This is a genomic window from Azoarcus sp. Soil_N_20 (genome assembly GCF_057656155.1).
In genome coordinates, this window is the sequence record NZ_JBDGKX010000031.1 from 1 (window position 1) to 15,401 (window position 15,401).

A 15,401-nucleotide genomic window follows, 5' to 3' on the forward strand; every position below is an offset into this window, starting at 1 on the left:
GTCTTGCCGTGGTCAACGTGGCCAATCGTGCCAACGTTTACGTGCGGCTTCGTACGCTCAAACTTGCTCTTAGCCATTACTAATTCCTCGCTTCAGATCGTAGATTACTTGCGATTGTTGATGACTGCCTCGGCCACGCTCTTGGGCGCTTCGGCATAGTGCTTGAATTCCATCGAGTACGTCGCCCGCCCCTGGGTCAGCGAACGCATCTGGGTGGCGTAACCGAACATCTCGGCCAGCGGCACCTCGGCCTTGATCTCCTTGATCCCGCCAGGCAGGTCGTCCATGCCCTGAACGATGCCGCGACGACCCGAGAGATCGCCCATGACATTGCCCATGTAGTCCTCCGGCGTCTCGACCACGACCGCCATCATCGGCTCGAGCAACACCGGGTTGGCCTTGCGCATCGCGTCCTTGAACGCCATGGAGGCTGCCATCTTGAACGCGTTCTCGTTCGAGTCCACGTCATGGTAGGAGCCGTCGAACAAGGTGACCTTCACATCGACCACCGGGAAGCCGGCGAGCACGCCATTCGGCAGGGTGTCCTGCAGACCCTTGTCGACCGCCGGGATGTACTCGCGCGGAACCACGCCACCCTTGATCGCATCGACGAACTCGTAACCCTTGCCGGTTTCGTTCGGCTCGAGCTTGATCCACACGTGGCCGTACTGACCGCGGCCGCCGGACTGCTTGACGAACTTGCCCTCTTGCTCGACCGCCTTGCGGATCGCCTCGCGGTAGGCCACTTGCGGCGCACCGACGTTGGCTTCGACGTTGAACTCGCGCTTCATGCGATCGACGATGATCTCGAGGTGCAGCTCGCCCATACCGGAAATGATGGTCTGCCCCGATTCCTCGTCGGTACGAACGCGGAACGACGGATCCTCGGCAGCCAGGCGGCCGAGCGCAATACCCATCTTTTCCTGGTCGCTCTTGGTCTTCGGCTCGACCGCGATATGAATCACGGGATCCGGGAAGATCATGCGCTCGAGGATGATCGGTGCACTCGGGTCGCACAGGGTTTCGCCCGTGGTCACTTCCTTCAGGCCGACGCAGGCCGCGATGTCGCCGGCGAGCACTTCCTTGATTTCTTCGCGCTCGTTGGCGTGCATCTGCAGGATGCGGCCGATACGCTCCTTTTTGCCCTTGACCGAGTTCAGCACGGTCTCGCCGGAGTGCAGCACGCCGGAATAGACGCGAACGAAGGTCAGCTGGCCGACAAACGGGTCGGTCATCAGCTTGAAGGCGAGCGCCGAGAACTTCTCGGAGTCGTCTGCGCGACGCGAGGTTTCCTTCTCGTCGTCATCCAGACCGACAACCGGCGGAATGTCGACCGGCGACGGCAGCAGCTCGATCACCGCATCCAGCATGCGCTGGACACCCTTGTTCTTGAACGCGGTACCGCACATCATCGGCTGGATTTCGCAGGCCAGGGTGCGCTGACGCAGACCGGCGCGAATCTTGTCTTCCGACAGCTCGCCGTTCTCGAGGTACTCGTTCATCAGCTCTTCGTTGGCTTCCGCAGCCGCCTCCACCATCTGCTCGCGCCAGGTGTTGGCCAGATCGACCAGATCTTCCGGGATCTCGCGGTACTCGAACTTCATGCCCTGGGACGCCTCGTCCCAGATGATCGCCTTCATCTTGAGCAGGTCGACAACACCGGTGAAGGTATCCTCGGCCCCGATCGGAATGACGATCGGAATAGGATTCGCCTTCAGACGGGTCTTCATCTGCTCGACGACCTTGAAGAAGTTGGCGCCGGAGCGATCCATCTTGTTCACGAAGGCCAGACGCGGCACCTTGTACTTGGTTGCCTGACGCCATACCGTTTCGGACTGCGGCTGCACGCCACCCACCGCACAGTAGACCATGCAGGCGCCATCGAGCACCCGCATCGAACGCTCGACTTCGATCGTGAAGTCGACGTGACCCGGGGTGTCGATGATGTTGAAGCGGTGCTCGGGATAGGACATTTCCATGCCCTTCCAGAAGCAGGTCGTGGCGGCCGAGGTAATCGTGATCCCGCGCTCCTGTTCCTGCGCCATCCAGTCCATCGTGGCGGCGCCATCATGCACCTCACCGATCTTGTGATTGACGCCGGTGTAGAAAAGGATGCGCTCGGTCGTTGTCGTCTTGCCGGCGTCGATGTGCGCTGAGATACCGATGTTGCGGTAGCGCTCAATAGGAGTCTTGCGAGCCACGTTATACCTGCCTTACGTTAGTCGCGCTCATGGCGCGATGAACCGTTCGTTTCGTTAAAAACAATCGAGCCCTATACAGGGCCCGAGTTACCGCCACCAATCAGGATCAGAAGCGGTAGTGCGAGAACGCCTTATTGGCTTCCGCCATACGGTGGACTTCCTCGCGCTTCTTCATCGCGGAACCGCGACCTTCAGCGGCCTCGAGAAGCTCGCCGGCCAGACGCTGGGCCATCGACTTTTCGGCGCGCTTGCGCGCAGCCTCGCGCAGCCAGCGCATCGAGAGCGCCATGCGGCGCGACGGACGCACCTCGACCGGCACCTGGTAGTTCGCACCACCGACACGACGACTCTTGACCTCGACCACCGGCTTGACGTTGGCCACGGCAGCGGCGAACACTTCCAGCGGATCCTTGCCACCCTTGGTGGTGATGTGCTCGAACGCACCGTAGACGATGCGCTCAGCAACGGACTTCTTGCCCGACTGCATGATCACATTGATGAACTTCGAAACATCCTGGGACGCAAACTTGGGATCCGGCAGGATTTCACGTTTTGGTACTTCACGACGACGCGGCATTACAACCCCTCGATAATATTCTGGTGTCGACTATCAGGCTTTCTTCGGACGCTTCGCGCCGTACTTGGAGCGCGACTGCTTCCGATCCTTGACACCCTGCAGGTCGAGGGAGCCGCGAACGATGTGGTAGCGCACACCCGGCAGATCCTTTACCCGGCCACCACGAATCAGGACCACGGAGTGCTCCTGAAGGTTGTGACCTTCCCCACCGATGTAGGAGATGACCTCGAAACCGTTGGTGAGACGAACCTTCGCGACCTTACGCAGCGCGGAGTTCGGCTTCTTCGGCGTGGTCGTGTAGACGCGGGTACATACCCCACGCTTTTGCGGGCAGGCCTCGAGCGCAGGCACTTTGCTCTTGGTCACTTCCAGCTGACGCGGCTTGCGGACAAGCTGATTGATTGTTGGCATAGCTTGAGAATTCCCAAAAAACCGAGGCAGCCCACCACGGGCCGCCTCGGGCGGTTTATTCCGGCTGCGACCGACTACGATTGGTCGGTCCACAAAAAGAGGCCGGAGTTTAGTCCGAGACTTATAAAGAAGTCAACTGGCTTGACTGTCGTGATGCTCTTCCGCGACAGATTCCTCCGGCAGCCAGGCGTGGCCTGATCCGAGATCCTCTCCCGCGACTTGCGCCCGACGGCTGCGGTGATATGCGAGACCGGTACCGGCCGGAATCAGACGACCGACAATGACGTTCTCCTTCAGACCGCGAAGTTCGTCGCGCTTGCCCATGATCGCCGCCTCGGTCAGCACCCGGGTGGTTTCCTGGAAGGAAGCCGCGGAGATGAACGAATCGGTCGAAAGCGATGCCTTGGTAATGCCGAGCAGTACGTTCTGGTACTGAGCCGGCAGCTTGCCTTCGGCTTCCAGGCGGTCGTTCTCGTCCAGCACCTCGGACCGCTCGACCTGCTCTTCACGGATGAAGCGGCTGTCGCCCGAATCGTTGATCACCACCCGACGCAACATCTGACGCACGATCACTTCGATGTGCTTGTCGTTGATCTTCACGCCCTGCAGCCGATAGACGTCCTGCACTTCGTCGATGATGTAGCGGGCAAGCTCGTTGATGCCCTGCAGGCGCAGGATGTCGTGCGGATCGGCCGGACCGTCCACAATCAGCTCGCCCTTGTTCACCACCTGTCCGTCGTGCACCATCAGGTGCTTGTCCTTCGGGATCAGGAACTCGTGCACCGTGCCGTCCGGCTCGGTAATCACCAGACGCTGCTTGCCCTTGGTGTCCTTGCCGAACGAGACCGTGCCGGTGTACTCCGCCAGCAGACCGGCGTCCTTCGGCGAGCGGGCTTCGAACAGCTCGGCCACCCGCGGCAGACCGCCGGTAATGTCGCGCGTCTTGGCCGACTCCTGCGGGATGCGGGCGAGCACGTCGCCGACGCTGACCTGCTGACCGTCCTTCACCGTGATCAGCGAGCCGACCTGGAAGGTGATGGTCACGGCGTGGTCGGTACCGGCAATCTTCACCTCTTCGCCGGTCTCGTCGAGCATCTTGACCTGCGGGCGCACGCCCTTGGCCGTGCCCGAGGCGGTGCGACGCTTGGAGTCGATGACCACCAGCGTGGACAGACCGGTAACCTCGTCGATCTGCTTCGCGACCGTCCCGCCCTCCTCGACGTTCTCGAACTTCACCGTACCGGAGTACTCGGTGACGATCGGCCGGGTGTGCGGATCCCAGGTCGCCAGCTTGGCACCGGCCTTCACCGGGGCGCCGTCATCGACCAGCAGCATCGCGCCATACGGCAGCTTGTGGCGTTCGCGCTCGCGCCCCATCTCGTCGGCCACCACCACTTCGGCGGAACGCGCGATGACCACCTTCTCGCCCTTGGCGCTGGAAACATAACGCATGTTGCCGGCGAAGCGGATGGTACCGCTCGACTTCGCCTCGACGCCACTTGCCGACGCCGCCCGCGACGCGGCACCGCCCACGTGGAAGGTCCGCATGGTCAGCTGGGTACCCGGCTCGCCGATGGACTGGGCGGCGATCACACCGACTGCCTCGCCTGCGTTCACCATCGAACCCCGGCCGAGATCGCGACCGTAGCACTTGGCACACAGACCGTAGCGGGTCTCGCAGGTCAGCGGCGTACGCACCTTGACTTCATCGACACCGAGGACCTCGATCAGGTCGACCGCGTCCTCGTCGAGCAGCGAGCCCGCCTCGATTGCGGTCTCCTGGGTATCGGGGTTGATCACGTCTTCGACACAGACGCGGCCGAGGATCCGGTCACGCAAGGGCTCGACGACTTCACCGCCCTCGATCAGGGCCTTCATCGAGAACCCCTCACGGGTACCGCAATCGTCCTCGATGACCACCAGATCCTGAGTCACGTCGACCAGACGACGGGTCAGGTAACCCGAGTTGGCCGTCTTCAGCGCCGTATCCGCCAGACCCTTACGGGCACCGTGGGTGGAGATGAAGTACTGCAGAACGTTCAGGCCTTCACGGAAGTTGGTCGTGATCGGGGTCTCGATGATCGAGCCATCCGGCTTGGCCATCAGGCCACGCATGCCGGCGAGCTGACGAATCTGGGCGGCAGAACCGCGCGCGCCCGAGTCGGCCATCATGTAGATCGAATTGAAGGCCTCCTGCTTGACCGTGTTGCCATGCCGATCGACCACCAGCTCCGAGCCGAGCTGCTCCATCATCGCCTTCGCCACCTGGTCGCCACAGCGACCCCAGATATCGACGACCTTGTTGTAGCGTTCGCCGTCGGTCACCAGACCCGAGGTGTATTGCTGAGCGATTTCCTTGACTTCGGATTCGGCCGCGCGGATCAGATCTTCCTTGAGTTTCGGGACGAGCATGTCCTTGACCGCAATCGAGATCCCGGCCCGGGTCGCGAGGCGATAGCCGAACTGCATCAGGTGGTCGGCGAAGATCACCGTTGCGCGCAGGCCACAGCGGCGGAACGAGGCGTTGATCAGCTTCGAGATTTCCTTCTTCTTCAGCGGACGGTCGATCGCACTGAAGGGCAGCCCGGCGGGCAGGATCTCGGACAGAATGGCCCGACCGGCGGTGGTCTCGTAGCGGTTGATCTTCTCGATCCGCTCGCCGTCGGGACCAAGGTCGGCCTCCTTCAGACGCACCGTGATCTTGGCGTGGAGCGAAATCTGCCCGGACTCGTAGGCGCGCTTGACCTCGCTCACGTCGGCCATGATCATGCCTTCGCCCGGCACGTTGATGCCTTCGCGGGTCGCGTAGTACAGACCCAGCACGATATCCTGTGACGGCACGATGATCGGCTCGCCGTTGGCGGGCGACAGCACGTTGTTGGAGGCCAGCATCAGGGTGCGGGCTTCCATCTGCGCTTCCAGCGACAACGGGACGTGGACGGCCATCTGGTCGCCGTCGAAGTCGGCATTGAAGGCCACGCAAACCAGCGGGTGGAGCTGGATCGCCTTGCCTTCGATCAATACCGGCTCGAAGGCCTGGATACCGAGGCGGTGCAGGGTCGGCGCCCGGTTGAGCATCACCGGATGCTCGCGGATGACATCCTCGAGGATGTCCCACACCACCGGCTCCTGCGACTCGACCATCTTCTTGGCCTGCTTGATCGTGGTCGCGAGGCCGAGCAGCTCCAGCTTGTTGAAGATGAAGGGCTTGAACAGCTCGAGCGCCATCAGCTTGGGCAGGCCGCACTGGTGCAGCTTGAGTTGCGGACCGACGGTGATGACCGAACGGCCCGAATAATCGACGCGCTTGCCGAGCAGGTTCTGACGGAAGCGGCCGCCCTTGCCCTTGATCATGTCGGCCAGGGACTTCAGCGGGCGCTTGTTGGCGCCGGTCATCGCCTTGCCGCGACGGCCGTTGTCGAGCAGGGAATCGACGGACTCCTGCAGCATGCGCTTTTCGTTGCGCACGATGATGTCCGGCGCCTTCAACTCGAGCAGCCGCTTGAGGCGGTTGTTGCGGTTGATCACGCGACGATACAGGTCGTTCAGGTCGGACGTGGCGAAGCGCCCGCCGTCGAGCGGCACCAGCGGACGCAGGTCCGGCGGCAGCACGGGCAGCACTTCGAGGATCATCCATTCCGGCTTGATCCCGGACTGCTGGAAGGCCTCGAGCACCTTCAGGCGCTTCGAGTACTTCTTGATCTTGGCTTCGGACCCGGTGGTCTCGAGGTCGGAACGCAGCTTCTCGATTTCGCGGCTGACGTCGAGCGTGCGCAGCAGTTCGCGGATGCCTTCGGCGCCCATCACGGCGTCGAAATCGTCGCCGTATTCCTCGACCTTGGCGAGGTAGTCGTCCTCGGTCAGCAACTGCGCGCGGTTGAGCGGGGTCATGCCGGGCTCGACCACCACGAAGGCTTCGAAGTACAGCACGCGTTCGATGTCGCGCAGGGTCATGTCGAGCACCATGCCGAGACGGCTGGGCAGGCTCTTCAGGAACCAGATGTGGGCAACGACGCTGGCCAGTTCGATGTGGCCCATGCGCTCACGGCGCACCTTCGACAGCGTGACTTCCACACCGCATTTTTCGCAGATCACGCCACGATGCTTGAGACGCTTGTACTTGCCGCACAGGCACTCGTAGTCCTTGACCGGGCCAAAGATCTTGGCGCAGAACAGGCCGTCGCGCTCAGGCTTGAACGTGCGGTAGTTGATGGTCTCGGGCTTCTTGACCTCACCATAGGACCAGGACCGGATCTTGTCGGGCGAGGCCAGGCCAATGGTAATGGCCTCGAACTCTTCCTCGTGCGGCAGGGTTTGCTTGAACAGATCAGCGAGCAGGCTCTTCATGTATCACTCCATCCAGGACATGCGGGTTACGCGATGTCTCCGGTTCAACCACGGTCCAGATCGATGTCGATCGCCAGGGAACGAATTTCCTTCACCAGCACGTTGAAGGACTCCGGCATGCCGGAATCGATCTTGTGCTCACCCTTGACGATGTTCTCGTACACCTTGGTCCGGCCGGTTACGTCATCCGACTTGACCGTCAGCATCTCCTGCAGGGTATAGGCGGCGCCATAGGCTTCCAGCGCCCACACTTCCATTTCACCGAAACGCTGGCCACCGAACTGTGCCTTGCCGCCCAGCGGCTGCTGGGTGACGAGCGAGTACGGGCCGGTAGACCGCGCATGCATCTTGTCGTCCACCAGGTGGTGCAGCTTCAAGACGTGCTTGTAGCCGACCGTGACCTGGCGTTCGAACGCCTCGCCGGTACGACCGTCGAACAGGGTGACCTGGCCGCCAACCGGCAGGCCGGCAAGTTCGAGCATCTTCCTGATCTCTTCTTCCTTGGCTCCGTCGAACACCGGGGTGGCGAACGGAACCCCCTTGACCAGGTTCGACGCCAGCTCGACAATTTCCTTGTCGTCGAACTGACCGAACTCCTCGGGCTTGCCGCTGCCGTTGTAGATCTCCTCGAGGAAGCCACGGACCTCCTGCACGGCGGCATTGGCGCGCAGCATCTTGTCGATCTTCTGGCCCAGGCCCTTGGCCGCCCAGCCGAGGTGGGTCTCGAGAATCTGACCGATGTTCATCCGCGACGGCACGCCGAGCGGGTTGAGCACGATGTCGACCGAGGTCCCATCGGCCATGTAGGGCATGTCCTCGACCGGAACGATCTTCGACACCACACCCTTGTTACCATGGCGGCCGGCCATCTTGTCGCCCGGCTGCAGACGACGCTTGACCGCGAGGTAGACCTTGACCATCTTCTGCACGCCCGGCGGCAGTTCGTCGCCCTGGGTGAGCTTGCGCTTCTTGATCTCGAAGGCCTGATCGAAGTCCTTGCGGGTGGTTTCGAGACCTTCGCGGATCGCTTCGAGCTGGGTCGCGAGGCCTTCGTCGGCCAGGCGGATGTCGAACCAGTGGTAGTGCTCCAGCGACTCCAGGTAGTCGACGGTGATGTCGGCACCCTTGGCCAGCTTCTTCGGTCCGCCATTGGCCTTCTGCCCGACGATCATGCGCTGCATCCGGGCGAACGCGTCACGCTCGACGATGCGCATCTGGTCGGCCAGATCCATCTTGAAGCTGCGCAGCTGGTCGTCGATGATGGATTGCGCACGCTTGTCGCGCTCGATGCCTTCACGGGTGAACACCTGGACGTCGATCACGGTACCGACCATACCCGAGGGTACGCGCAGCGAAGTGTCCTTCACGTCCGAAGCCTTCTCGCCGAAAATGGCGCGCAGCAGCTTCTCTTCCGGGGTCAGCTGGGTCTCGCCCTTGGGCGTGACCTTCCCGACCAGCACATCGCCGGCTTCGACTTCGGCCCCGATATACACGATGCCGGACTCATCCAGGCGACCGAGCTGGGCCTCGCCCAAGGACGCGATGTCGCGGGTGATTTCCTCGGGTCCGAGCTTGGTGTCACGGGCAACGACGGTCAGCTCCTCGACGTGGATCGAGGTGAAGCGGTCGTCGGCCACCACGCGCTCGGAGATCAGGATCGAATCTTCGAAGTTGTAGCCGTTCCACGGCATGAACGCGACCAGCATGTTCTGGCCCAGCGCCAGTTCGCCGAGGTCGGTCGACGCCCCGTCGGCAATCACGTCGCCACGGACGATGCGATCGCCGACCTTGACCACCGGACGCTGATTGATGTTGGTGTTCTGGTTGGAGCGCGTGTACTTGATCAGGTTGTAGATATCGACACCGACGTCGCCGGCCAGGGCCTCGGCGTCGTTTGCGCGCACCACGATGCGCTGTGCATCGACGTAATCGACCGTGCCGCCGCGGGTGGCCTGAACCGCGGTACCGGAGTCAACCGCGACCGTGCGCTCGATCCCGGTACCGACCAACGGCTTTTCCGGACGCAGGCAGGGTACGGCCTGACGCTGCATGTTCGCACCCATCAGGGCGCGGTTCGCATCGTCATGTTCGAGGAAGGGAATCAGCGAAGCGGCGACCGACACGATCTGTCCCGGTGCAACGTCCATGTACTGCACCTGATCCGCGGTCGCGAGGGCGAATTCACCCTTGTGACGGCAGGAGACCAGATCGCCGACCAGGCGACCGTCCTCGTTCATCTCGGCGTTGGCCTGCGCGATGACGTACTGACCTTCCTCGATTGCCGACAGGTAGTCGATCTGGTCGGTGACCTGGCTATCCTCGACCTTGCGGTAGGGGGTTTCGAGGAAGCCGTGGCGGTTGGTCCGCGCATAAACCGCCAGCGAGTTGATCAGCCCGATGTTCGGACCTTCCGGGGTTTCGATCGGGCACACACGACCATAGTGGGTCGGATGCACGTCGCGAACCTCGAAGCCCGCGCGCTCACGCGTCAGACCGCCCGGTCCGAGCGCCGAGACACGACGCTTGTGGGTGATCTCGGACAGCGGATTGGTCTGGTCCATGAACTGCGACAACTGGCTGGAACCGAAGAACTCCTTGATCGCGGCCGAGATCGGCTTGGCGTTGATCAGGTCATGCGGCATCAGGTTGTCGGACTCGGCCTGCGACAGGCGCTCCTTGACCGCACGCTCGACCCGTACCAGACCGGCACGGAACTGGTTCTCGGCCAGCTCGCCGACCGAACGCACACGGCGGTTGCCGAGGTGATCGATGTCGTCGATCTCGCCCCGGCCGTTGCGCAATTCGACCAGCACGCCGATGACGGCGAGGATGTCCTCGTTCGCCAGTACGCCGCGGCCTTCCTCTCCATGCGGTCCGACTGCCTCATAGAAGCGCTTGAGCCAACCCGGCGTCCGCTCGTCGATCTTTTCCGGATAGGCGCGGCGGTTGAATTTCATCCGGCCCACGGTCGACAGGTCGTAACGCTCCTCGGCGTAGAACAGGCCCTGGAACAGCGCCTCGACGGCGTCCTCGGTCGGCGGCTCGCCCGGACGCATCATCCGGTAGATGGCGACCCTGGCGGCCCACTGGTCGGCCGTCTCGTCGATACGCAGCGTCGACGAGATGTAGGCGCCGCGATCGAGATCATTGACGTACAGCGTCTGCAGATCGCGGACGCCCGCATCGCGCAGCTTGTCGAGCAGATCTTCGGTAATCTCGTCGTTGGCCCGCGCCACCATCTCACCGGTTTCGGGATCGACCACGTTCTTGGCAATCACGCGACCGAGAATGAAGTCGTCCGGCACCGACATGGTCTTCACGCCGGCCTGGTCCAGCTCGCGAATGTGCTTCGCGGTGATGCGCTTGTCGCGGGCCACGATCAGCTTGCCGTCCGGCGAGGTGATATCGAAACGGGCCACCTCGCCGCGCAGGCGATCGGGCACCAGTTCGAAATGGGCACCTTCTGCCGACAGGTGGAATGCGTCGAAGTCGTGGAAGGTCTCGAGGATCTCTTCCGGCGTCATGCCGATCGCACGCAGCAGGATGGTGACCGGCATCTTGCGCCGACGGTCGACGCGGAAATACAGGTAATCCTTCGGATCGAACTCGAAATCGAGCCACGAGCCGCGGTACGGGATGATCCGCGCGGAGAACAACAGCTTGCCCGAGGAGTGGGTCTTGCCCCGATCGTGCTCGAAGAACACGCCCGGCGAGCGGTGCAGCTGCGACACGATCACGCGCTCGGTACCGTTGATCACGAAAGAGCCGGTCACGGTCATGAGCGGAATCTCGCCCATGTAGACTTCCTGCTCCTTCACTTCCTTGATGGTTTCCTTCGGTGCTTCGCGATCCATGATCACGAGGCGGACGCGGGCGCGCAGCGGCGAAGCAAAGGTCAGGCCCCGTTGCTGACATTCCTTCACATCGAAGGCGGGCTCGCCCAGCATGAACTGGACGAACTCGAGCCGGGCATTGCCACTATGGCTCGAAATCGGGAAGATCGAGGTAAAGGCCGCCTGCAGGCCATCATTCAGCCGCGACTCGGGCGGAGTATCCGCCTGCAGGAACGCAGCAAACGACTCGATCTGGGTGGCGAGCAGGAAAGGCGCATCGAGCACGGCCGCGCGCTTGGCGAAGCTCTTGCGGATACGCTTTTTCTCAGTGTAGGAATACGCCATGAATGCTCCAGCTAGAGGTCGAACGTCGGGAAGACAGAACACAGCGCCCACGGCCCGAATCGGATAGACACGTCAGCGGGGAAAAAATTCGGGGACGCTTTGTTCTGGCTTCGTGCTTCTTCACAAAGCACGAAAGGGCTGGCGCTCTTCAAGAACGCCAGCCCTGCAGCGAAAGCGAGAATTACTTGATCTCGACCTTGGCGCCAGCATCTTCCAGTTGCTTCTTCAGTGCCTCGGCGTCGGCCTTCGACACTGCTTCCTTCACCGCCTTCGGCGCGCCGTCGACGACGTCCTTGGCTTCCTTCAGGCCGAGGCCGGTGGCAGCCCGAACGACCTTGATGACTTCGACCTTCTTCTCGCCGCAGGCGAGCAGGATGACGTCGAATTCGGTCTTTTCTTCCACCACTGCGGCAACGGCGCCCGGAGCAGCCACGGCCATCGAGGCAGCGGACACGCCAAACTTCTCTTCGAACGCCTTGACCAGGTCGTTCAGTTCCATCACGGTCATCGAGCCTACGGCTTCGAGGATGTCATCTTTGCTGATTGCCATTTCAAATCACTCCAAAATCGAAACTTTTCAGAAAACGGTCAAGCTGCCGCTTCTTCCTCGCGCTTCTTGGCGAGGGCGGCAAGGGTGCATGCGAAGCCGGTAACCGGCGCCTGCATGATGCCCAGCAGCCTGGCGAGCAACTCTTCGCGACCCGGGATCGAGGCCAGCGCCTGAACAGCGGCCTTGTCGAGCGTATTGCCCGCATAGGACGCAGCCTTCAGCTGCAGCTTGTCATTGCCCTTGGCGAAATCATTGAGTACCTTGGCTGCTGCAACCGGATCTGCAGAGATGCCATAGATCAACGGACCGACCAACTGATCCGACAATCCGGCAAACTGCGTTTCGGCGATCGCACGACGCACCAGGGTGTTCTTCAACACACGCAGATAGACGCCAGCTTCGCGGGCCTTGGCACGCAGCGCGGTGAGATCACCCACTGCGATACCGCGATACTCGGCCACCGCGATAGTCTGGGCGTTGGCTACTTGTGCCGACACCTCTGCCACTACGGCTTTCTTGTCATCGAGATTGAGACTCACAGGCCTTTACTCCTTTCAAGTCAACACGCGAACCGCAAACTGCGATCCGCACCCACGGCGACCTGGATCAGGGGTACGGCCGGCTTACCGACCAGAATCCTGTTCTGGGCACACCATCTGCGCAGGCAGTCCGGAGACAATTAGACGCTTGCCCGGAAGGCAAGACGCACCTGCGGTCTTTGACGATCCGCCCGGCACCTAGGCGCCGGGACGGCCCAAAGTTCCTGCTCCGCCAATCAGCTGGCGGCTGTATTCGTTTCGACGCGCACCCCGGCACCCATGGTGCTCGACAGCGCGATACGGCGCAGATACACACCCTTGGCCGCGGCCGGACGGGCCTTGACCAGCGCGTCGACCAATGCATTCAGGTTCTGCTGCAGCGACTCCACCGCAAACGACGCACGGCCGATGGTGGCGTGCACCAGGCCAGCCTTGTCGGTACGATACTGGACCTGACCGGCCTTGGCGTTCTTCACTGCGGTGGTGACATCCATCGTCACCGTACCGACCTTCGGGTTCGGCATCAGGCCACGGGGGCCGAGGATCTGACCGAGCTGACCAACCACGCGCATGGCATCCGGGGTGGCGATGCAAAGGTCGAAATCGATGGTGCCGCCCTTGACCTGCTCGGCGAGGTCTTCGAAACCGACCACATCGGCGCCCGCTGCACGCGCAGCCTCGGCCTTGTCACCCTGGGCAAAAACGGCCACACGGACCGACTTGCCGGTGCCGGCCGGCAGCACGACGGAACCGCGGACCACCTGGTCCGACTTGCGTGCATCCACGCCGAGATTGATCGCAACGTCGATCGACTCGTCAAATTTTGCGGTTGCGCAATCCTTCACCAGGGCCAGGCCTTCGGCAACCGGATAGACCTTGTTGCGGTCGACCTTGGCGCGCAGCGCCTGAACTCGCTTTGAAATCTTGGCCATGATTACAGACCCTCCACGGTGATGCCCATGCTGCGCGCGGAGCCGGCGATCGTACGCACGGCTGCTTCCAGATTCGCCGCCGTCAGGTCGCTCATCTTGGACTTGGCAATTTCTTCGACCTGGGCGCGCGTCACCGATCCGACCTTGTCGGTATGCGGTTTCGCCGAACCCTTCTGGATCCCGGCAGCCTTCTTGATGAGGACCGTCGCCGGCGGCGTCTTCATGATGAAGGTGAAGCTCTTGTCGGCGAACGCGGTGATCACCACCGGAATCGGCAGACCCGGCTCAAGACCCTGGGTCTTGGCATTGAAGGCCTTGCAGAACTCCATGATGTTCAGACCGCGCTGACCCAGCGCCGGACCGATCGGGGGGCTGGGGTTGGCTTTGCCGGCCGGAACCTGCAGCTTGATGTAACCAATAATCTTCTTTGCCATTGCGGCTCGCTCCTGTGTTGAGTACTAGCGCGCCGGGGGTCCCGACGCTCCTCTTTCCGCCCGCGTGAACGGGCAGTGGCGGGCGCACAGCGCCCGCCGCTTCACGCTCAGACCTTTTCGACCTGAGCGAAATCCAGCTCTACCGGTGTGGCGCGACCAAAGATCGTCACCGCAACCCGCAGCTTGCTCTTTTCGTAATTGACGTCTTCGACCGCACCATGGAAGTCGGTGAAGGGACCGTCCTTGACCCGAACCACCTCGCCGGTTTCGAACAGCACCTTGGGACGAGGCTTTTCGACCCCCTCCTGCATCTGCTGCATGATCTTCTCGACTTCCTTCTCGGAAATCGGCGACGGCTTGGTGGCGGTGCCGCCAACGAAGCCGGTAACCTTGGGCGTGGACTTGACCAGATGCCACGACTCGTCGTTCATTTCCATCTCGACGAGCACGTAACCCGGGAAGAACTTACGCTCGGTAATGCTCTTCTGACCGCCCTTCATCTCGATCACTTCCTCGACCGGAACGAGGATCTGCCCAAAGGCATCCTGCATACCGGCGCGATTTACGCGATCAACGAGCGCACGCTGCACGGACTTCTCGAAGCCCGAATAGGCGTGCACGACATACCAGCGCTTTGTCATGATCATTTCCAGCCCAGAACGAGGTCATACAGCACCCATTCCAGACTCTTGTCGGTCAGCCAGAGGAAAATCGCCATTACCACCACGAAGGCGAACACCATGCCGGTCGTCTGCACCGTTTCCTTGCGGCTCGGCCACACAACCTTCTTCGTTTCGGTAACCGACTCGCGAGCGAACCCGACAAAACGGCGACCTGCTTCGGAATACCAGGCAACCGCAATACCGGCACCCAATCCGGCCAGCACGCTCAGCACACGCAGCACCAGCGCCTGCTCGGAAAGCAGGTAAAAGCCGACCACGCCGGCCGCAACCAGTGCCAGTGCCAGCGCGAACTTCAACTTATCGGCCATCGAGGTAATGACTTCCGGAAAATGTGGCAGGGGCAGAGGGAATCGAACCCCCAACCTTCGGTTTTGGAGACCGACGCTCTGCCAGTTGAGCTATACCCCTGCAGCAGAGACTACAAAGCGCACCTTCTCGGGTGCGCTCCAGATCGATCAATCGCTCGCGCGATTTACTCGATGATCTTGGCGACGACGCCGGCGCCAACGGTACGGCCGCCTTCGCGAATCGCGAAGCGCAGACCTTCTT

Annotated in this window: 12 protein-coding genes and 1 tRNA gene; all 13 read right to left on the reverse strand. The window is 62.0% G+C overall.

Annotated features, from left to right (window positions below; genetic code table 11):
- Nucleotides 1-104: 104 nt before the first annotated feature.
- Nucleotides 105-2,201 carry an elongation factor G gene (gene fusA, locus AC3A35_RS27365; protein ID WP_487439718.1) on the reverse strand — a complete coding sequence of 699 codons (2,097 nt, stop codon included), beginning with the start codon at nt 2,199-2,201 and terminating at the stop codon, nt 105-107.
- Nucleotides 2,202-2,307: 106 nt separating this feature from the next.
- Entirely contained in the window at nt 2,308-2,778 is a 471-nt protein-coding gene (rpsG, locus tag AC3A35_RS27370) for a 30S ribosomal protein S7 (protein WP_487439719.1), read from the reverse strand.
- 33 nt (nt 2,779-2,811) lie between these two features.
- Nucleotides 2,812-3,189, reverse strand: coding sequence for a 30S ribosomal protein S12 (rpsL, locus tag AC3A35_RS27375; RefSeq protein ID WP_015437589.1), 378 nt, complete (start codon nt 3,187-3,189; stop codon nt 2,812-2,814).
- A gap of 132 nt (nt 3,190-3,321) precedes the next feature.
- The gene (gene rpoC, locus AC3A35_RS27380) at nt 3,322-7,536 is read right to left on the reverse strand and encodes a DNA-directed RNA polymerase subunit beta' (RefSeq protein ID WP_487439720.1); all 4,215 of its coding nucleotides are present in this window, start codon (nt 7,534-7,536) and stop codon (nt 3,322-3,324) included.
- Between the two features lie 44 nt (nt 7,537-7,580).
- Nucleotides 7,581-11,714: a DNA-directed RNA polymerase subunit beta gene (gene rpoB, locus AC3A35_RS27385; protein WP_487439721.1), complete on the reverse strand. Its 4,134-nt coding sequence runs from the start codon at nt 11,712-11,714 to the stop codon at nt 7,581-7,583.
- 181 nt (nt 11,715-11,895) lie between these two features.
- Nucleotides 11,896-12,264: a 50S ribosomal protein L7/L12 gene (rplL, locus tag AC3A35_RS27390; protein WP_487439722.1), complete on the reverse strand. Its 369-nt coding sequence runs from the start codon at nt 12,262-12,264 to the stop codon at nt 11,896-11,898.
- A gap of 38 nt (nt 12,265-12,302) precedes the next feature.
- Nucleotides 12,303-12,803 (reverse strand): 50S ribosomal protein L10, encoded by a 501-nt coding sequence (rplJ, locus tag AC3A35_RS27395; protein WP_487439723.1) that lies wholly within the window; start codon nt 12,801-12,803, stop codon nt 12,303-12,305.
- 236 nt (nt 12,804-13,039) lie between these two features.
- Entirely contained in the window at nt 13,040-13,735 is a 696-nt protein-coding gene (gene rplA / locus AC3A35_RS27400; RefSeq protein ID WP_487439724.1) for a 50S ribosomal protein L1, read from the reverse strand.
- 2 nt (nt 13,736-13,737) lie between these two features.
- Nucleotides 13,738-14,169: a 50S ribosomal protein L11 gene (gene rplK / locus AC3A35_RS27405; protein WP_487439725.1), complete on the reverse strand. Its 432-nt coding sequence runs from the start codon at nt 14,167-14,169 to the stop codon at nt 13,738-13,740.
- Between the two features lie 107 nt (nt 14,170-14,276).
- On the reverse strand, nt 14,277-14,810 hold the full coding sequence (nusG, locus tag AC3A35_RS27410) for a transcription termination/antitermination protein NusG (protein ID WP_487439726.1): 534 nt from the start codon (nt 14,808-14,810) through the stop codon (nt 14,277-14,279).
- Between the two features lie 2 nt (nt 14,811-14,812).
- Nucleotides 14,813-15,160, reverse strand: coding sequence for a preprotein translocase subunit SecE (gene secE / locus AC3A35_RS27415; RefSeq protein WP_487439727.1), 348 nt, complete (start codon nt 15,158-15,160; stop codon nt 14,813-14,815).
- A 24-nt stretch (nt 15,161-15,184) separates the two neighbouring features.
- Nucleotides 15,185-15,260, reverse strand: a tRNA-Trp gene (locus tag AC3A35_RS27420).
- A gap of 64 nt (nt 15,261-15,324) precedes the next feature.
- On the reverse strand, nt 15,325-15,401 hold a 77-nt coding region (locus AC3A35_RS27425), incomplete at its 5' end, for an EF-Tu C-terminal domain-related protein (protein ID WP_201785588.1).